Raw genomic sequence first — 19,614 nt, forward strand, 5'->3', positions numbered from 1 at the left:
AGTGTATCCACATAATGTTGACTTGAACCGAACGAACTGGGAAACCTCCACTTTTTTACAGTCCGCGAGGCAGATCCACTATATTCAGTGTTTGATATTACGGGCTTTCGAAATTTAGGTTTATGTTTAAAGCATTGCGCTCTAAACGCCGCAGCATAAACGGGCTATTCCTTCAGCGAACCTACCAGTACGCCCTTGACGAAATATTTTTGAACGAAAGGATACACGCATACGATCGGAATGGTTGCAACCATCATCGTGGCCATGGACAAGGATTTGCTCGTCACGCTCTTCATGGAAGAAATCCGGGCCAACGCCGCCGAATCCACTCCCATGCTTTCGGTCATAATGTTGGAATCCAAAATTTGCTTCAATATCGTCTGGATCGGCAACAATTTTTCGTCGGTAATGTAAATGCTGGCCAAAAACCATTCGTTCCAATGCATAACCGCCGTAAATAACGACAGCGTTGCGATAACCGGCCCCGAAAGCGGCAGGATGATGCGGAAAAATATGCCCCAGTTGCCGCTGCCGTCGATCTTCGCGGATTCCTCCAAACCGGCGGGCAATCCCCGAAAGAAGGTTCTGAATATAATCATGTTCCATACGCTGATCAACAAAGGAATGATATAGACCCAGAAAGTATTCAACAAGTGAAGGGCTCGCATGAGCAAAAATGTGGGAATGAGTCCCCCGTTGAAATACATCGTAATAATGCACATAATCATGTAATATTTGCGGCCGATCAATTCTTTCTTCGACATCCCGTATGCGAAGATGCTGGTCGCCAGAATCGCGGTTACCGTCCCGACGGCCGTACGCGCCACCGATATGAAAAAGCCGTTGATTAATCGCTGGTCCTCGAAGACGATTTTATAATTCTCAAGCGTAAACTCCCGCGGCCAAAAGGTGACGCCTCCCAGGGAAGTATCGAGCCCTTCGTTAAACGAAATGACGAGCGCGTTCCAGAACGGATAAAATGTAGAAAAGGACAGAACGATTAAAAACGCATATATAAAAACAACCATCAAACGATCTCCAAAGCTATCGCGCACCACTGACTTTCACCTCCTGTAAATTGAGCGTTCTTACCATAAGCTGTTGCCGGATCTTCTTGCTATGTAATTCGCTATGGTCAGCAAACCGACGCTAACGACTGCCTTGAACAAACCGACTGCGGTAGCGTAAGAGAACCTGTAGTTATCGATACCGACGCGTATGACATAGGTGTCCAGCACGTCGGAAACATCCCTTAGGCCGTCATTGACCGCAAGCACCAAAATATCTTCATAGCCTGCGCTTATCAGGTTGCCGATCGCAAGAATCATAAAGATGATGACGACGGGCATAATGCTTGGAAGCGTGATTAAATAAATTTGTTTAAACCGGCTCGCGCCGTCCATGGAAGCGGCCTCGTACAAATGAGGGTCGACGCCGGCAATCGCCGCCAAATAAACGATCGAGTTGAAGCCGATCTCCTTCCAGACGTTCGTCGATACGAGGATCCCCCAGAAATAATCGGTCAGCGACAGGAAGTTAATCGGTTTGTCAACGATTCTGAGCTTCTCGAGCAATATATTGACGCTTCCGTTGTCAACGGAAAGCAAGGAACTGACAAGTCCGCCGATAATAACCCAGGACATAAAATGCGGAAGATAAGTGACCGTCTGCACGACTCTTTTGAAAACCATTTTGCGGACCTCATTGAGCATCAGCGCGAGAATAATCGGCGCCGGAAATCCGATCAAAAATTTCAGCAGGCTGATCGCGATCGTGTTGCGCATCACCGTATAAAATTCCGGCGCCGTAAAGAACATATGGAAATGCTTAAACCCAGCCCATGGATTCACAAAAAAACTGTTGGTAAGCTTGTAGTCCTGAAAAGCGAACAAAATGCCGTACATCGGTAAGTAACTAAATACGAAAATGAGCGCGAGCGCAGGCAGAACCATCAATTGGATATCCCACTGCGCCAAAAACCGCCTAACCGGCCCTTTGCGGTTTTTCTCGATCACGCGCTCCCGATTCGTTGAAATTTGAGCCATCTTTATCCCCCCGTAGTAATAAATTGCATGACTTGCCGATTTGCCCGACGCTATCGCAGAGTTCAAAACAACATTCGAGCAAAAATTAAAAGGTTTTAACTTAATGTTTCCAGCCTGCCAATAAATTTTTGTTTAATCAATCGTATAAACTCAATATTATCATGTATGTATACGCTTACCTAAGGTGTGAAAAATAAAACGAAAACATCGTTTTTTTCAATTAAAAATTAAAAGGCTTTAATTTATTATGTCTATATAATATATTCAAAGCAATAAATTTTCAATAGCAATATTGGTTTTTTTTGCAAAAAAAAAGAATTCAAGCCTTCGCGGGTGACGCGTGGAATGAATTCCTTCGTTCATATGAAAAATGAGAATTTAATCCGATTTGGGAGCGGCCGTCGATTCGCGTACGATCAACTCCGGATCAAACTTGACCGTCATGCTCCGTTTCAAATTGCCGTCAATTTGTTTCAACAAAATATCGACCGCCGTTTTGCCGATTTGCGCCGACGGCTGTCTTACGGTCGTAAGATAGGGTTTTAGCGCGGACGCGAAGATTTGGTCGTCATAACCGACAACCGATACGTCTTGCGGCACGCGTATTCCGACCTCGCTTAAAGCGTTCATAAACCCGATCGCCAAATTGTCGTCTCCGGCGAATACGGCGGTCGGCAACGAACTCGCTTCCATCCATTTGCGGGCAATTTTGTATCCTTGCTTAATCGTAAATTCCCCTTGCTCGACCGCGAACGGCTCCAAACCCTCTTCCTGAAGCGCTTGTAAATATCCTTTCTCGCGTTCGATCGCGCTTAAGAAGAAGGCCGGTCCGCCAAGATGGGCGATTTTCTTATGCCCGAGCTCGATCAAATGCTTGGTCGCGTCGTATCCGCCTTTAAAGTTGTCGACGATGACGTTGGAAACCGACGGAATATCCTTCTGGTTATCGACCATCACGAACGGGATTTTCCGTTTCTTCAGTTCGACAACGTAAGGGCCTTCATTGACCGGAGACAAAATAATGAGCCCGTCAACCCGGTCCTCCTGGATCAAATAATGTTCCTCGTCTTCCATGCCCGACGATACGGACAACGCCAAATAATAGCCGTGCGCCTTGAGTACATCTGTAACTTCTTTCACAACCTCGTCGAGAAAGGAGTCTTGCAGTGTCGTCACGATTAAACCGATAATGCGCGTTTTGCCCCTTGCCAAACTTCTGGCGGCCGCATTCGGATGATAATCGAGCTCTTTAATTGCCTTCAGCACTTTTTCCCGGTTTTTTTCACGGACCGACGTCGAATTGTTCAATACGCGGGACACCGTGACGACCGATAATCCGGACTTTTTGGCCACGTCAAAAATATTAACCTTCATAGACCTCGCTCCTACAACCTTAAATGCTTATATTATAGTATATACCGAAGGGGAATGAAAATCCTTTCATTCCCCATACCGTTGACCCCGCTTCCTTTACTGTACCCTATTTATTGACGCGTTCCAATAGTTTATTCAATTTTTCTTGCAGCGCGGGCAATGCTTCGGCCGGTTTTTTGTCGCCGTTCTGCACCGGCTGCAATTCGTTAATAAACAATTCGTTAATTTGCGAGTAGTTGGCGACCAAATGGTTATACGATTCCACGCCATGCGTATTCGCGCCGTCATATACTTGCTTGATCAATGCCGGGTCGATGCCTTCAAAGGAATTATAGTATGTCTCCTTCGCTTTGTCGTTGATTGGCGGCGTGCCGCCGCTCAGCTCGATCGATTTCTCCTGCACTTCCTGGGTGATCATATATTTAATAAATTCGTAAGCTTCTTTCGGATGTTTCGAATCTTTCAGCACGAACAGCGGATCGATGTACAGCACGCTGCGCTCTTTCGGATCGCCGCCGATCGGCACGGCCGCTACGCCGACTTTGAAATCAAACTCGCTTTGACTCGCCAAGCTCCAGGAGCCGACGACGGACATCGCCACTTTCCCCGACAAGAACGGATCGCCGAATTGTCCGGCCACGGAATTGCTCCATGCAGGCGTCGGAGACACTTTTTTGTCATGAATCAAACCGATCCATTTGTCGTAAGCGGCAATCGCTTCCGGCGAATCGAAATGCGTTTCGCTCGGCTTGCCACCGTTGGTCCACGTATCGTCCGAATACACTTTCGCCCCGAAATAGGCCGGTCTCATATCCAGTTCGCCCCAACCGAAATCCACACCGTACTGGGATTTTGTAATATCTTCGTCGCGGATGGTCAGCTTGTCGGCATATTCCACCATCTTATCGAACGTCCAGCTTTCGTCGTTATAATCGGCCGGCGGATACGGCACGCCGGCTTGATCGAACAAATCTTTATTATAGAGCAGCAAAGTGATGTAGTTGCTGAAAGGGATTCCGTACGTTTTGCCGTCCACTTTGTAAATATCCATCAACTCCGGCGCAATGCCGTAATCCGCCGGATTGAAGTTATCCTCTTTCATAATGTCGGTTAGATCCGTGAGCATGCCTTTATTGTAATATTCCGCAAACCCGCCGTAACCGAAGTGCGACGTAATGTCCGGCGATTTCTTCGCCGCGATTTGCGCCTGCAGTTTGGAATCGAATTGCTCGTACGGCGCCTTATCGACCTTCACTTTAATGTTCGGATGCTTCGCTTCGAAATCCGGAATCAACTTCTCCACATACGTTCTGTCCGGCGAATCGATCGTATAATACGTAATCGTTACCGTCTTCCCGCTGCCGCCTCCCGTTTCCCCGCCGCAAGCGGTTAAAAACAACGAAAACAGCAACGTCAAACCGAGCAGCGCCAACAGCATTTTTTTCCCCTGTCTCATTCAAACATCCCCCTGTAAAGGTTTTTTTATATATCAAGCAATCGCAATGGCGACTACTTAATACCGGTAAGAACAATGCCTTCGGTAAAGCGTTTCTGCGCGACCGAGAACAAGACGATAATCGGCAGCACCGTTAAGATGGACGCGCACATCAGCAAGTTCCACGGCGATATGCGGAATTTCGACGAGATCATCGCCGCCATGCCGATCGGCAGCGTAAATTTTTCTTGCGAGCTTAAATACAGCACCGGCGCCAGCAAATCGTTCCAAGTCCATATGAAGGTGAAAATAGCGACCGTCGCAATGGCCGGGCCGGACAGCGGCAGCGCAATATTCCAGAACATGCGGAACTCGCTGCAGCCGTCTATTTTGCCCGAGTCGTACAACTCGTTCGGCAGCGTGCTGAAAAACTGCCGCAGCAAAAAGATTTGATACGCCGAACCGAAAAAGGCCGGCACGATGAGCGGCAGAAACGTATCCATCCAGCCAAGCTCGGAAAACAGTATAAATTGCGGTATCATAATCGCCGGATAAGGCAGCATCATCGTAGAGATCATCAACATGAACAAAATTTGCTTCCCTTTCGCCCGAAAACGCGCGAACCCGTATGCGACCAGGGCCGAAGACATCACTGTCCCGATCACGGAACTGATGGCGATAATCAAGCTGTTTTTATACAAAATGCCGAATTTGATTTCTTCATTGGTAAACAACGTCCGGAAGTTATCCCAGGCGAATACCTCCGGAATCCAGGTCGGCGGAAAACGAAGCATTTCCTTCGTCGTTTTCAGCGATGTCGAGACCATAAAGAATAAAGGCGACAACATGGCGACGGTGCATACGAGCAAAATAAGGAAAGCGACGATTTGCCCGGCCGTTACTTTCTTTCTCTTATCCGCCTTGATCATCGGTTTGTTCTCCAGCGCGACTTGATTCATTACTCCCGCCCTCCTTCATAGTAAACATAGCGATTCGAAGTTTTCATAATAATGATCGTGACGATCAAGATCGCAATGAGCAGCAGCCACGCCATCGCCGACGCATACCCTAAGCGGAAATCTTTAAATGCGCTTACATACAAGTTGTAAACATAGAACCGGGTCGCATAGTTCGGCCCGCCCTGCGTCATGACGTACGCTTGCGTAAACACCTGGAACGATTCGATGACAGACATGATCAACTGGAATAAAAATACGGGCGAAATCATCGGAAACGTGACGTTCCAGAACGTTTTCCAACGTCCCGCTCCGTCCAGCCGCGCAGCCTCCAACAAGCTTGCCGGAACCCCTTGCAGCCCGGCCAGGAAAATCAGCATCCCCGTACCCATTCCCCAAAACGACATAATAATGAGCGCCCATAACGCATAATGCTCATCGAGCAGCCAAGCCGGCCCCTTCACGCCGAACCAAGACAATATGTAATTCAGAAAACCGATTTCGGGGTTGAACACCCAGAACCATAAAAGGGACATGGAGACGCCCGATACCATGCTCGGAAAATACATCGCCGTGCGGAAAAAGCCGCGGGCCGGCACTTTCTGGTTGATCAGCATCGCAAACAGCAAAGATAAAATCAACGATAGCGGCACGCTGATGAACGTATACTTTAACGTGACGGCAATGGACTTATAGAACAACTCGTCCCGAAACAGCTCCTTGAAATTATCCAGTCCGATAAATGTCGGCTTGCTGATAATGTCGTAGTCCGTAAAGCTGTAATAAAGCGATGCCAAAATCGGGTACATGGCAAACACGGCAAACCCGATCAACCACGGCATAATGAACAAATAAAAATACATTCCCTCTCTTCTCGATTCGGATAACTTCATCCCTTAACCCCTCTCTCATTCTTTAAGCTTGGACGTCCAACCGCAAAAGTTAAAGGGCTTTAACTTTTGCGAAAATAAAAAACCCCCGAACTCCTTATCATGCAGCACCTCTGGTTTTTTACATTTTTTCCTAAAAAAATAATTGAATGCGTTTACTTGTCGGGTAAAAAAAATAACACCAAGCTGCCTTGTCCTTAAAAATTAAAGGGCTTTAACTTTTTTATCTATTCTTATCATACGTTCTAATGGATTATTTTTCAATAGTTTTTTTTAATTTTTCTCATGAAACTTTCGGCGATGGCAAATCGTACTATATGGGAATCATGGATAAGGTCTACTATAATCCGAAGACCGGCGAGCGCGAATACGTTCGGGTCGAGGAATAATACATTCCCCGGAGCTTATCCATTCCGTATAGCCCCGGGGATGCTTTTATTGGCGCAAATAGGCGCCGATTTGTTCGGCGGGCCGCAGTACGGAGCCGCCATGGCAAACTTCCAATCGGCCCGGCTTGATATGCTCCACGACTCGGGCGCTGCGCAGCGCCTCCTCCATGTCCGCGGTGAACATCGCCATCGGCCGCTTCAGCCGGCCGCCGCTTGATGTGAACAAATCGCCCGCAAGCATAACATCGTCTTGTTCATGATAATAAACGACATGTCCGGGCGAATGCCCCGGCGCGTGCAGCGGCGTTAATCCGCCGACCTGCGCCAGCTTGCCTTGTCCGTCGGTTGGCAGCGCGCTTGCGATGCCTGCCGGCACCGATTGCGCCGCTTTCTTCCGCCGCGGGTACGGCTGCCTTCCTTCCATATACGGTATTTCAAGCTCATGCGCCATCACGGGAATATCTCCGCCGAAGGCGGCCAGCACCCGCGTTATCGCCCCGACATGATCGGAATGGCCGTGCGTCAGCGCGATGCGGCGCAACGGCCCGTGTCCGCCGGCTTCAATCCGGCGCGTAATCTTTGCCGCCATCGGCCCGATGCCGGCGTCGACCAGCGTCCAGCCGTCCTCCTCCTTCACAAGCCATACATTGACGGGAATGAGTACCCATGCCCGCAAACTCCATATATGTTCCGATATTCTCGTCCATTTCATCTTGATCGCATCCTTTCAATCCGCCGAATCTAATATAACCATTGGTTACTAACCGTTGGTTATATTATAGGACGAATCTTTTTCCCTTGTCAACGAAAATTTCGTCGGCCGGCTTTACACTGTTTCATGATGGATCAAACCGATGCTTGGCTGCATATCGTCCGATTGGCTAACGGATGTAGGAGACGCTATTTGAGCAAATTCGCGACTTTTCTAAATGTAACGGATTTGAGGAACCTAATTTTGGGAGATTCGTTCATTTCTCGCTAGAAAAACAACCAATAAGAGCTCCGGCTTCCGTTACAATCCGAAAAGACTTTTTCTTCCCACGATAAGGTCTTCCATTTCCGTTACAAATGATGAACGTCGAATTCGCTTATCCGCCAGTTTCCAATCGCAAAAAGGCATGACCGGCCGCCAAAGCGGAGCCGATCATGCCTTTGTCTAAATCATCTTACTTGCTTAGAATTTCGGGCGTAGTCAGTTTATCGTAAAAATCCACTACTTTGTCTTTATCTTCGGAAGCGCGCAGAGCCATCGCCGAGCGCGGATGCTCGTCAAGCGTGCCCGTAATCATGTATGGGATCAAATAACCCCATTCTTCTTTTTCCCGAAGCGGTATCATATAACGCTCGATGATGTCGAGCACGGGCCGCAATTTGTAATTCGTATGCTTCAAATGGGTGACGAGCAGCTCTGTCGGGCAATTGCCCGCAGCCCGTCCCATGCCGTATACGGATGCGTCCAGCAGCTCCACTCCGTTCTCAACGGCGACCAGCGTGTTGGAGAACGCAAGCTGCATGTTGTTATGCGTATGAACGCCCAGACGTTTGTTAGGCAGATGCTGTTTGAATTTGCTGATTAAATATTTGAAATCGTTATGATCCAGACTGCCGTAAGAGTCGACAACATAAACGATATCGACGACGCTTTCTTTAATCATTTCGAACGCTTCAAGCAGTTCATGCTCCATCACGTTCGACAACGCCATAATATTTAACGTCGTTTCGTAGCCGCGGTCGTGGAAGGTTTGCACCAGTTGCAGCGCTTTATCCACGTCTTTAATATAGCACGCGACGCGAATGAGATCGAGCATGCTCTCGCTGCGCGGCAAAATATCGTTTTCGTCGACGCGGCCGATATCCACCAAGGCGGATAATTTGGTCGTGCCTTTTTGCGGAATGACTTTACGCAGGAAATCGTCGTTCAGAAAACGCCACGGTCCCGCTTGATCGGCTCCTTTTAACAGTTTCGGAGAGTTTTTGTAACCGATCTCCATGTAATCGACGCCCGCTTCGTTTAGTCCCGCATATAAATTCTGTACGAATTCGACGCTGAAGTCCCAATTGTTGACGAGCCCGCCGTCACGAATCGTACAATCGACGATTTTACATTGATTCGCCTTCATCAAGATGTCTCCTTTTACCCAATAACATTTTCCTTTCATTCTACTTGATATTGCAACCTAAAGCAAAAGAAATATTGACGATGCTGTCGAATTTTGCCTGCGCCGCGAAGCCGAAAACTTCGCCTTGATCCTCCTGCGAAACGGAACATGGCAAAGAGGACTGTCCCCCGACACAGTCCCTTCGTTTAAAGCATTATTTCCGGTCTTTCCCCTTTTTATCTTCTCCTTTTTGTTTCCCTGCGCCGGCAAGAGGCGGATATTCCGAGTCAAACCGTTTACGCTCGGTCCGTTCGATTTGCACGATTTTGCCGTCATGCACAACGATTTGCACGTTGCCGTATTCCAAGCCTCTCACGCTGGCCAATATCCGCTCTGCCCACAGATCATCGATTTGAAGCGGTTTGCTCATCATCTTATCCTCCCGTTTCTTCTATATTTACGCACTTGTTTTCTTTCCTTTCGGCGATTGCAACCGGCGCTGCTTTGCTTCCACGACGCTCTTCGCCGCCAGCGTTGCCAAAGCAAGCAGTACGAGCAACGAAGCAACGGAGAACGAAGCGGCAAACTGATATTCATTGTATAAAATTTCCACATGCAACGGCAGCGTGTTCGTTTCCCCGCGAATATGCCCGGAAACGACCGATACGGCTCCAAACTCCCCCATGGCGCGCGCATTGCACAAAATAATGCCGTACAACAGCCCCCACTTTATGTTGGGCAGCGTAACGCGCCAAAACGTTTGCCATCCGCTTGCCCCCAGGCTGATGGCAGCCTCTTCGTCCTGGATGCCTTGCGATTCCATTAAGGGAATCAATTCCCTGGCGACGAACGGAAATGTCACGAACAACGTGGACAGTACAATTCCCGGCAGAGCGTAAATGATTTGAACATTGTGCTCCGCCAAAAAGGCGCCGAATAAGCCGCGCGAGCCGAACAAGAGCACGAAGATCAGTCCCGATATAACGGGAGATACCGCGAACGGCAAATCGATGATCGTCGTCAAGACGTTCTTTCCTCGGAAACGAAACTTCGTAATGAGCCATGCGGCGGCGATGCCGAACAGCGTATTGAGCGGCACGACAATCGCCGAAGTCAGCAGCGTTAATCGGATCGCGGACCATGCGTCTTTCTCGGCGATCGCGGCGAAGAACACTTCCGCGCCTTTCCGGAACGCTTGCGCAAAGACGGTAATAAGCGGCAATACAAGCACTACGCCCAAAAAAAGCAGCGCCGCCGCGATTAATATCCATTTGACGAGCGACGATTCCGTAATATGTTTCGGCCTGATGTCCGAAGTCGAATACGTTCCCGCGGTTGTTGCATATCCGGCCATTTGCCCATTCCCCCCTTCACCCTGCCGGCCTTTATCCGGATATCGTTTTGCGCCTGCTGCGCCATTGGAGCCAGTTAATCATCAATAACATGAGGAACGAGATCGCCAGCATGACGAGCGCAATCGCCGTAGCCCCGGCATAGTCGTATTGCTCCAGCTTCGTCATAATGAGCAGCGGGGCGATTTCCGTTTTCATCGGCATATTGCCGGAAATGAATACGACCGAACCGTATTCTCCGATTCCGCGAGCAAACGCCAGAGCAAATCCGGTCAAAAGCGGAGGCAGCAGCTCCGGAAAAATGATCCGGCTGAACGTCCTCCATCGGTACGCCCCAAGCGAGGCGGCCGCTTCTTCCACATCCTTCTCCAACTCTTGCAGCACCGGCTGCACCGTGCGAACGACAAACGGCAAGCCGATAAAGACGAGCGCGATCGTAATGCCGACCGGAGAATACGCCGTTTTCACGCCAAGCTGATGAAATAAGCCGCCGAGCCAGCCGTTCTCCGCATAGATGGCCGTCAAGGCGATCCCGGCTACCGCCGTCGGCAGCGCGAACGGCAAATCGATCAAGCCGTCGACGATACGTTTTCCCGGGAAATGATAACGAACGAGCACCCACGCTGCCAGCAAACCGAATCCCGCATTGACAAGCGCCGCGAAGAAAGCGGTAAGGAAGCTGATCTGATAGGAGGCTACGACGCGCGGGTCGAGAATCGCCTGCCAGAAACGATCCCAACCCGCCGCCGCGGAATGTATAACGAGCGCCGATAGCGGAAACAACACGAGACAGCTTACATAGAAGACGACGATGCCCATCGTCAGGCCGAACCCCGGTACGACCTTCCGCATCCTTCCACTCGTCGTTTGAACCGATAGTCTCATCAGCCAAGTCCCCCCCCTGATTCGCCGTTTCCGGCTTACTTTCCGTTTAAATAAATCCGGTCGAATACGCCGCCGTCCGCGAAATGCGTTTTTTGCGCCTGCTTCCAGCCGCCGAATACGTCGTCAACCGTCAAAAGGCTCACCTGCGGAAACTCGAATTTTTGAGCGACCGATTCGAGACGCGGGCGATAGAAATTTTTCGCTGCGATCGTTTGGCCTTCTTCCGTATACAAATATTCGAGATACGCTTTCGCCACTTCGCGAGTTCCTTTTTTATCGACGACTTTATCGACAACGGCAACGGGAGGTTCCGCCAAAATGCTGATCGAAGGCACGACAATCTCAAATTTGTCCTCGCCGAATTCTTTCAACGACAGAAACGCTTCATTCTCCCATGCGATCAGCACATCGCCGATTCCTCTTTCCACGAACGTCGTTGTCGAACCGCGCGCCCCGGAATCGAGCACCGGAACGTTCTTAAACAATGCCGACAGAAACTCTTCCGCTTTCTGTTCGTCGTTCCCGTTCTTTTGCAGCGCATATCCCCATGCCGCTAAATAATTCCAACGCGCCCCCCCGGACGTCTTCGGATTCGGCGTAATGACCGAAACGCCCGGTTTGATTAAATCGTCCCAGTCCTTAATTCCTTTCGGATTGCCGGTGCGCACGAGAAAGACGATGGTGGACGTGTACGGCGAGCTGTTCTGGTCGAGCTTGGTTTGCCAGCCTTCCTCTATGAGTCCCGCCGCCTGAATTTCATCGATATCGTAAGCGAGCGCCAGCGTTACGACATCCGCCTGCAAGCCGTCGATGACCGAGCGCCCTTGCTTGCCCGATCCTCCATGCGATTGTTTCACCGTTACCGTTTGCCCCGTCTGCTCCTTCCAATAGACCGCGAACGCTTTGTTATACTCTTCGTAAAGCTCCCGGGTCGGATCGTACGATACGTTGAGCAGTTCGACCGGAGCTTTCGCCGCTTCCGGCTTCTCTTCCCGAACGCTAGCTTGGGCGGGCTGCTCCCCCGAACGGCCTTGGCTCCCCTCCTTCGTGTTCGTTTGCCCTCCGCCGCAAGCCGTTAAGCTTACCAATAAGACAGTGATGACAGCCGTTAATAACGTTACCTTTTTCATCGTTCTCTAACTCCTTTATTGTTCTTGCTTGCATCGTTTCTTTCCGAAAAAAAGTACAAAAAAAGACACATACCACTCCTTTCGCCAAATGGGTTGTGTCTCCGGCTGTCCGGTAAACCAACTATTCCTATTAAATTAGTATGGATTTAATTTGCAATTATCATATCACCGAATTTTTCCCATGTCAATACAAAAAATGGGCGGGTTGGCCCACCCTTCCTATCCGGCAGCGGGCGCTCCCTATCGCCCAATCCTCCGCTTGTCAACGCCGGATGTGCGAATTCCAATCATCCGCTAACATGGCGTATACCGCATGATCGACAAAACGGTCGTTTACCCACTCTTCCTGCCTGCAAACGCCTTCCAGTTGAAATCCCAATCGTTCCGGAATCGCCCGGCTCTTCGCATTGCCGACTCCCGCCCGAATTTCCACCCGGTTCAAATTCAATTCTTCAAAGGCATAATCAAGCAGCCGCCTGCACGAATCCGCCATGATCCCTTTGCCCTGCGCTTGCTCGTCCAACCAGTAGCCGATCGACGTCTTGCGGTTGGTCCAATCGATCCGATGGAATCCTATACAACCTGCCAAACGGCCCTCATAAAAAATGCCGCATTGAAATCCTCTGTTTTGCGCGAATTGCTCCAAAACCATGGAAATGAATTGCTTCGAATCTTCCTCGCTGCGAGTAATGTCCACCCACGGCAGCCATTCGCGCAAATAATCGCGGTTCCGCTCCGTTAGTTGAAATAATTCCGGCGCATGTTTCCATTCCAACAACTTCAATTCAAGCGATTCGCGAATCGTACAAACAAACATGGTCCATTCCCCCGTTCCATCGATAAGTTACCTTTCTGCATTTCACAGAGTATCGGTGTTGCCGGCGATAAAGATAGTTCCATTATATTGGATTAGAAAGCGGAATGAAACGTCAAACGAAAAACGGCGAGAAACCGCTCCCGCCGCATTCGCCGTCATGTTCGACCATATATCATACAAGATGGCAAGCGACGAAATGCCCTTCGCCCACATCTCTATACTCCGGAATTTGCCGTTTGCACCATTCGGTCGCTATCGGACAACGCGTATGAAATTTGCATCCCGACGGCGGATTGGCCGGACTCGGTATATCCCCCTCCAGCACGATTCTTTCCCGCTTCAAGGTCGGATCGGGAATGGGAATGGCCGACATCAGCGCTTTCGTATAAGGATGAAGCGGATTGCCGAACAATTGGCTCCTGCTCGCCGTCTCGACGATCGAACCGAGATACATGACGCCGACGCGATTGCACAAATGTTCGACCACGCTCAAATCGTGGGAAATGAACAGGTATGTCAGTTGCTTCTCCCGCTGGAGATCGCTGAGCAAGTTAATAATTTGCGCTTGAATCGACACGTCCAGCGCCGACACCGGCTCGTCGGCCACGACAAATTCCGGGTTCATAATGAGCGCCCGGGCAATGCCGATGCGCTGCCGCTGTCCCCCGGAAAACTCGTGGGGATACCGCTCATAATGATAGCTTGCCAGACCGCAAAGCTCCATCGTTTCGACAACCCGGTCCCGTACGTCTTTGCGCTTGGCAAGACCGTGGTCGATCAACGCTTCGCCGATCGCTTCCCCGACTTTGATCCGGGGATTGAGCGAACCGAACGGATCCTGGAATATCATTTGCAGCTTCGGACGCATGGAACGCATGTCCTTGTTGGATAGCTGATGGATATCCTGCCCCTTGAACGATATGACGCCCTCCGTCTTCTCGGTCAGGCGCAAAATCGTCCGGCCGATCGTGCTCTTCCCGCAGCCGGACTCGCCGACGAGCCCGAACGACTCGCCTCTCTTGATTTGAAAGGAAACGCCGTCCACCGCCTTCACGTTGCCGATCGTACGCTGGAATACGCCGCCGCGAATCGGAAAGTACTTTTTCAGCTGCTGCACCTGAATCAACGCTTCGCTCATCGCTTATTCCCCGCTTCCTCATACAACCAGCAGGCTGTCTTATGTTTGCCGCCGTCATGCGCGCGCAGCGGCGGCTGTTTCTCCTTGCAAATGTCCATGCAAAAGGCGCAGCGGTCGTGAAAATGGCAATTGTCGCCCAACTCGACAGGATTGGGGACCTGCCCCGGGATCGAATACAGCCGTTCCCGGTTCTGATTGAGAATCGGCTTCGCTTTCAATAGCCCTTGCGTATACGGATGCCGCGGGTTTTGGAACAGCTCCAGCACCGGCGCTTCCTCAATCACTTTCCCTGCGTACATCACGACGACAAAATCGGCCATTTCGGCGACAACGCCCAGATCATGCGTAATCAGCATAATCGATGTCTTGATTTTATCCTTAATATCCCGCATTAAATCCAAGATTTGCGCCTGGATCGTTACATCCAGCGCCGTCGTCGGTTCGTCGGCAATGAGCAGCTTCGGATTGCAGCTCAGCGCGATGGCGATCATGACCCGCTGGCGCATTCCCCCGCTAAGCTCATGCGGGAACGAGCCGAATATTTGTTCCGCCCGCGGAATGCCTACCAAATTGATTAGTTCGATCGCCCTGTCGCGGGCTTCCTTGCGGTCGAGCAGCAGATGAAGCATAAGCGGCTCCATAATTTGCTCTCCGATGGTGAGAACCGGGTTCAGCGAAGACATCGGCTCCTGGAAAATAATCGAAATTTCGTTGCCGCGAATCCGGCTCATTTCGCGCTTGCTCAATCGCAGGATGTCCTTTCCCTCGAACCTTATTTCCCCGCCGGCAATTTCGCCCGGAGGAGTCTCGATCAAGCGCATAAGAGACATCGCCGTTACGCTCTTGCCGCAGCCGGATTCCCCGACGACACAAAGGGTTTCGCCTTCGCGTATCGTGAAGCTGACGTCGTCGACAGCTTTGACCACACCGGCGGATGTATGAAAATGCGTCTTTAAATTTCGAAATTCGACTAACACTTTCGCCATATCGCATCTCCTTCTTGAAATGATCGGCTGCCCGGGGTGCCCGATAATTGTCGGGCTGGCATTGGCGCTTGCCCGCGTTCTTATCTGTGTTTCATTTTCGGATCCAAAGCGTCGCGAAGCGCGTCGCCGATCAGGTTAATAGCCGTCACGGTAATAAGAATGCACATGCCGGGCGGCACCCACAGCCAAGGCCTCTTGCGAAAATCGATCAAATTGTTGGCCGCCGAGATCATATTGCCCCATGATGGAGTCGGAGGCACGACGCCGATCCCGAGAAAACTGAGCGCCGATTCGTAGATGATGGCGCTCGCCACGCCAAGCGTCGCCGATACAATAATGATCGGAACGACGTTCGGCATCAGATGGCGGAATATTTTGCGCCGGTCGCGCAATCCCAAGGCGTCGGTAGCCTGCATAAATTCCATCTCGCGCAGCATCAGCATTTGGCCGCGTACGAGCCGCGACAAACTCGTCCAGCCAAGCAAGCCGATAATAAGCATAAGGAAGTAAATGCGGTCAGCGGAATCGACTTTCAAATCGGACAATACGGCGCCTAATATAATGAGAATCGGCAAAGACGGCAAGGACATGAATATATCGGCAATCCGCATAATGATCGCATCTGCGCCTCTGCGGTAAAATCCGGCCACCGCACCGAGCGTCGCGCCAATCACGACCGATATGCCCGTAGCTACGAGTCCGACGGTGAGCGAGATCCGTCCCGCCAGCATCGTCCGCAGCAGAATATCGCGTCCGAGCTTATCGGTGCCGAGCCAATGGGCGCTGTTGGGCGGCTGATTTTTATATGCCAAATCATAATCTTCCAATTCGTAAGGCGAGAACAAAGGCCCAATGAAACTGATCAGAAACATCAAGATTAATATAATAAGTCCCGCCAAAGCAAAGCGGTTTCGCGCGAACCGGCGCATCGCCGTTTTCCAGGGAGAAGCCGGCCGCTTGACGGCGACTTTAGCATTCGTATCCAAAGACGAAACTCTCGCGGACACCTCGACCACCTCCTACTTTAAGCGAATTCTTGGATCTGCAACGCCGTAGAGCACGTCGGACAGCAGATTCCCGATCAGCGTCAACACGGCCAGAAAGATCGTGAAGCCTAACATAAACGGATAGTCGCGCACCGTGATCGATTCCAGATATACTTGGCCGACCCCCGGCCAAACGAATACTTTCTCCAAAATAATGGCGCCGCCGAACAAAGTGGGAAGCTCGAAGCCGAACAGGGTAATCGCGGGCAGCAACGCGTTGCGCAACGCATGCTTGAAAATAACGGTACGTTCCTTCAAACCTTTGGCGCGGGCGGTTCGAATATAATCCTGGCGAATCACTTCCAGCATCGCTGTGCGGAAATAGCGGGTCAGACTGCCTGTGCTGAGCATGGTCAGCACGAGCGCCGGCAGGAACATATGGTGGGCGACGTCTTTGATATACGCCCAGCCTGTCGCGTTCAGCCCGGCCGTCGTCATGCCGCCGACGGGGAATAACCCGAGATGCAGGCTTAATCCGTAAATGAGCAGCAGACCGATAAAGAACGACGGCAAGGACATGCATAGAAAGATAAGTAAAGTGACCAGTTTGTCAAATATCGAGTATTGGAATTTCGCCGAGAAAACGCCGGCGAATATCGCGATGAGCCAACTAAATATCAGACTAACGAAAGCGATTACAAAGGAGTTCCAGACATAATTGTTTATGACTTTGCCGACCGGCTGCTTATGCTGCAGCGAGTCCCCCATATTTCCTTTGAGCATGTTGCCGGCCCAAGTGAAGTACCTTTCTACTACCGGTTTATCGAGGCCGTATATTTGCCTTAACTGTTCCATCTTCTCGTAAGTCATATTGGGAGTGACTTTGGCGGTAATGTAATCGCCCGGAACCATCGCGGAAATCGCAAAGACAATAATGGATATGCCGATCAGCGTCGGGATCATCTGTAGCAGCCTGCGGATCATATACTGCTTCATAGCATTTCCTCCTAGGCTTATAGTGGAATGCTCAGCCCATACGGGCTGAGCATACGATTCATGCTGTTATTGCACAATTTCCGCTTGATACAGGCTGAAAGTAAAGTGTTTGTACGGAGTAATATCCAATCCTGTAACTCTTGCGTTAATTCCCCACATATCTCTTCTTTGGTACATGAAAATAACCGGAAGGTCCCTGTTAAGTTCTTGAAACACTTGTTTATAGATCTCTTTCCGCCCTTCGAGATCCAGCGTTTTCTTGCCTTTCAACATCAGTTCGTCGACCGTTTTATTGGAATAGCCGATGTTATTCTGGGCGCCGTTCGTAATATAAACGGTACTGTCCGGATCCGGCGTCAATCCCCAAGCCGCGAAGAACATTTCGAAATCGCCCGTTTTCCGCTTTTCGCTGATGGCGTTGAAATCGAGCGTCTCGGCATTAAAGTCGATACCGAGTTCCTTATAGTTTTTCGTCATGATCGGAAGCAGCGCCTCGACAACCGAGCTATCCGCAGTCGCGGAGAAGTTGATTTTAAACTTCTGTCCGTCTTTCTCGCGAATGCCGTCGGAACCTTCTACCCATCCCGCTTCGTCCAGAAGCTTCTTCGCTTTATCGATGTCGAATTCGTAAGGTTCGATGCCTTCGTTCGTATAAGCCCATCCTACGTTGGACTCCGGAATGTTAATGACGTTGGCGTATTTACCGAATGCGCCTTCCACCACTTCCTTGCGGTTCAAACCGATCGTTAACGCCTGGCGCACTTTGACATCCTGGTATTTCGGATCGTTATGATTGAACGCAACATAGCCGTATCCGTTCGTCGGGAATATATTGACGTCCAGAAAACCGAGCCCTGTCAGTTCCTCGACATTGTCCTCGTTAACGGTTACTTCGTCCACGTCAATCTCGCCGGATTGCAGCATGGCAATTCTCGTATCGTCGGTCGTCGCTTTTAAGATCACATTTTTAATTTTCGGCGCGCCTTTGAAATAATTCGGGTTTGCTTCCAGAACGACTTCTTGGCCCGGGGTATATTTCGTAACGATATATTGGCCGCTGCCGATCGGTTTATCGTTCAATGCTTTCACCGAATCAAGCTGTCCCAATTTATAGCCTTTGCCATAGTAAGCCTCCGGCAGGAACTCGACGGTGCCGAGCTCGTTTTTCGTCTGGGCGTTTACTTCCAACACTTCGACTTCCACGGTGTTGTCGTCGATAATTTTGACCCCGGATATATCCGGCGATTTGCCGTCATGGTATTCCTGGCCGCCTTTGATCTTGAGCGATAGAATGTCCGATTCTCCGTCATAGGTCGGATCGTGCAGCACTTTCAACGCGAACAGATAATCTTTCACCGTCACCGGCGTGCCGTCGCTGTACTTTATGCCCGGCTTCAAGTGAAACGTATATTTCAGGCCGTCGTCGGACACATCGATTTTATCGGCTAGATGCTCCGCATATGTACCGTCGCTTTGAACGACCAGGAAGCTGTCGAATACGACTTCAACGACATATTTATCATAAACCGTTGACCAGAATAGAGGGCTGAATATCCCTTTCGGCGCCGTCGTGCCAATGATCAGCGTGTCTTTGCGGCCCAGAGCCAAGGCGGGATTAAGCGACTTGTCGGTTGCCGGGAAATACCCGGAGTTGGCATCGTCTTGCGATGTTCCCGGTTCCGTCTTTTCCGGTTCTGTCTTGTCCGGCTCCGCTTGATCGGACCCCTTGTCGGTCGACTCCGCCGCCGGCGGCGGGTCCTTAGGCGGTTCCGCAGCTTTGTCTCCTGTGCATGCCGATAAAAGTAAAACCGCAATCATCATAATCAACATCAAACCAGACCATTTTTTTCCCAAAACGATTCCCCTCACTTTGAATAATATTAAGGCAAAGCCTCTACGGTGAAGAAGCTTTGTATCCTTATTTCCAACACTTTCATAAACCACCCCCGGAAGAAGATGATCGGTATGGCAGCGTCAAAGATGAATGGATGCCTTAAGCGGTAAAATAAACCTAAGGTCAATTGAGAAAAAGACTATCCGAGTCATTCGGGTTGAGGCGTCTGGTTGCGGACTCTTATAAATAAAAATAGAGGCTTATCTTTTTGCCCTTTATAATACATAATCTCATTTCCGGCA

Annotated in this window: 18 protein-coding genes; all 18 read right to left on the bottom strand. The window is 50.3% G+C overall.

From position 1 onward, the window contains the following. Positions 1-164: 164 nt before the first annotated feature. Positions 165-1,058 carry a carbohydrate ABC transporter permease gene (locus KQI79_RS21385; RefSeq protein WP_216540339.1) on the bottom strand — a complete coding sequence of 298 codons (894 nt, stop codon included), beginning with the start codon at positions 1,056-1,058 and terminating at the stop codon, positions 165-167. A 30-nt stretch (positions 1,059-1,088) separates the two neighbouring features. Continuing rightward, positions 1,089-2,045, bottom strand: coding sequence for an ABC transporter permease (locus KQI79_RS21390; protein WP_216540340.1), 957 nt, complete (start codon positions 2,043-2,045; stop codon positions 1,089-1,091). A gap of 378 nt (positions 2,046-2,423) precedes the next feature. Then, complete coding sequence (locus tag KQI79_RS21395; RefSeq protein WP_216540341.1) at positions 2,424-3,419, bottom strand: LacI family DNA-binding transcriptional regulator; 996 nt, start codon at positions 3,417-3,419, stop codon at positions 2,424-2,426. A 106-nt stretch (positions 3,420-3,525) separates the two neighbouring features. Then, positions 3,526-4,875, bottom strand: a complete 1,350-nt coding sequence (locus KQI79_RS21400) for an ABC transporter substrate-binding protein (protein WP_216540342.1) — start codon at positions 4,873-4,875, stop codon at positions 3,526-3,528. A gap of 53 nt (positions 4,876-4,928) precedes the next feature. Then, positions 4,929-5,813, bottom strand: coding sequence for a carbohydrate ABC transporter permease (locus KQI79_RS21405; RefSeq protein ID WP_216540343.1), 885 nt, complete (start codon positions 5,811-5,813; stop codon positions 4,929-4,931). Continuing rightward, on the bottom strand, positions 5,813-6,703 hold the full coding sequence (locus tag KQI79_RS21410; RefSeq protein WP_216540344.1) for a carbohydrate ABC transporter permease: 891 nt from the start codon (positions 6,701-6,703) through the stop codon (positions 5,813-5,815). The genes KQI79_RS21405 and KQI79_RS21410 overlap by 1 nt, the downstream gene beginning before the upstream one ends. A 432-nt stretch (positions 6,704-7,135) precedes the next feature. Continuing rightward, positions 7,136-7,801, bottom strand: coding sequence for an MBL fold metallo-hydrolase (locus tag KQI79_RS21415; protein ID WP_216540345.1), 666 nt, complete (start codon positions 7,799-7,801; stop codon positions 7,136-7,138). Positions 7,802-8,255: 454 nt separating this feature from the next. Continuing rightward, positions 8,256-9,209 (bottom strand): aldolase catalytic domain-containing protein, encoded by a 954-nt coding sequence (locus KQI79_RS21420; protein ID WP_216540346.1) that lies wholly within the window; start codon positions 9,207-9,209, stop codon positions 8,256-8,258. 193 nt (positions 9,210-9,402) lie between these two features. Beyond that, on the bottom strand, positions 9,403-9,618 hold the full coding sequence (locus KQI79_RS21425; protein ID WP_216540380.1) for a YezD family protein: 216 nt from the start codon (positions 9,616-9,618) through the stop codon (positions 9,403-9,405). Positions 9,619-9,645: 27 nt separating this feature from the next. Beyond that, entirely contained in the window at positions 9,646-10,542 is an 897-nt protein-coding gene (gene cysW / locus KQI79_RS21430; protein ID WP_216540347.1) for a sulfate ABC transporter permease subunit CysW, read from the bottom strand. A 31-nt stretch (positions 10,543-10,573) separates the two neighbouring features. Continuing rightward, the gene (gene cysT / locus KQI79_RS21435) at positions 10,574-11,425 is read right to left on the bottom strand and encodes a sulfate ABC transporter permease subunit CysT (RefSeq protein ID WP_216540348.1); all 852 of its coding nucleotides are present in this window, start codon (positions 11,423-11,425) and stop codon (positions 10,574-10,576) included. A 35-nt stretch (positions 11,426-11,460) separates the two neighbouring features. Next, on the bottom strand, positions 11,461-12,555 hold the full coding sequence (locus tag KQI79_RS21440) for a sulfate ABC transporter substrate-binding protein (protein WP_216540349.1): 1,095 nt from the start codon (positions 12,553-12,555) through the stop codon (positions 11,461-11,463). Positions 12,556-12,817: 262 nt separating this feature from the next. After that, on the bottom strand, positions 12,818-13,372 hold the full coding sequence (locus KQI79_RS21445; RefSeq protein WP_216540350.1) for a GNAT family N-acetyltransferase: 555 nt from the start codon (positions 13,370-13,372) through the stop codon (positions 12,818-12,820). A 172-nt stretch (positions 13,373-13,544) separates the two neighbouring features. Beyond that, complete coding sequence (locus KQI79_RS21450; RefSeq protein ID WP_216540351.1) at positions 13,545-14,510, bottom strand: ABC transporter ATP-binding protein; 966 nt, start codon at positions 14,508-14,510, stop codon at positions 13,545-13,547. Beyond that, the gene (locus tag KQI79_RS21455) at positions 14,507-15,496 is read right to left on the bottom strand and encodes an ABC transporter ATP-binding protein (protein WP_216540352.1); all 990 of its coding nucleotides are present in this window, start codon (positions 15,494-15,496) and stop codon (positions 14,507-14,509) included. The genes KQI79_RS21450 and KQI79_RS21455 overlap by 4 nt, the downstream gene beginning before the upstream one ends. A gap of 80 nt (positions 15,497-15,576) precedes the next feature. Then, positions 15,577-16,503 (bottom strand): oligopeptide ABC transporter permease, encoded by a 927-nt coding sequence (gene opp4C, locus KQI79_RS21460; protein ID WP_216540353.1) that lies wholly within the window; start codon positions 16,501-16,503, stop codon positions 15,577-15,579. Between the two features lie 12 nt (positions 16,504-16,515). After that, positions 16,516-17,478, bottom strand: coding sequence for an ABC transporter permease (locus KQI79_RS21465; protein WP_216540354.1), 963 nt, complete (start codon positions 17,476-17,478; stop codon positions 16,516-16,518). Positions 17,479-17,544: 66 nt separating this feature from the next. Next, positions 17,545-19,332 carry an ABC transporter substrate-binding protein gene (locus tag KQI79_RS21470; RefSeq protein ID WP_483311405.1) on the bottom strand — a complete coding sequence of 596 codons (1,788 nt, stop codon included), beginning with the start codon at positions 19,330-19,332 and terminating at the stop codon, positions 17,545-17,547. Between the last annotated feature and the right edge of the window lie 282 nt (positions 19,333-19,614).

The organism is Paenibacillus sp. MSJ-34 (assembly GCF_018918005.1).
Lineage (GTDB): Bacteria > Bacillota > Bacilli > Paenibacillales > Paenibacillaceae > MSJ-34.